This is a genomic window from Blautia glucerasea, from assembly GCF_020537505.1.
GTDB lineage: Bacteria > Bacillota > Clostridia > Lachnospirales > Lachnospiraceae > Blautia_A.
This window is the reverse complement of record NZ_JAJBMO010000122.1, coordinates 1-356: the sequence shown is the minus strand read 5'-3', so window position 1 is coordinate 356 and position 356 is coordinate 1. Positions and strand designations below refer to the sequence as shown.

Here is a 356-nt window from a genome sequence, read left to right as displayed (position 1 = left end):
CAGTTGGAGTTAAATGGATATATCCGCAGAATCCCGGCATCGCCAAGAGCAATTGAGATTTTATAGTGAGGTGTCGGCATGAACAAAGTATATGTAGATGTAGTAGCAGAGTTTCGGAAAGACGGACAGCTGGTTCCCATATTTTTTACATGGGAGGATGGAAGAAAGTATAGCATTGACAGAATTTTGAAAATTGAGCGATGCGCCAGCAGAAAGGCAGGCGGTGTAGGAATGATGTACACCTGTATGATACAGGGGCAGGAAAGCCACTTGTTTTACGAAGTGGATAAATGGTTTATGGAGAGAAAAACAGCATAAGGAGAGATTGGTATAGACGATATTATTTGGATTATTAA

Annotated in this window: 1 protein-coding gene; it reads left to right on the top strand. The window is 41.0% G+C overall.

Annotation, left to right across the window (positions count from 1 at the left end; translation table 11 throughout):
* The first annotated feature begins 78 nt into the window (after positions 1-78).
* On the top strand, positions 79-318 hold the full coding sequence (locus LIQ05_RS19545) for a hypothetical protein (protein WP_005344271.1): 240 nt from the start codon (positions 79-81) through the stop codon (positions 316-318).
* Positions 319-356: the final 38 nt, after the last annotated feature.

What these genes read in the sequence shown, in the direction of transcription:
- LIQ05_RS19545 (WP_005344271.1), top strand. Translation starts at nt 79, where the DNA reads ATGAACAAAGTATATGTAGATGTAGTAGCAGAGTTTCGGAAAGACGGA.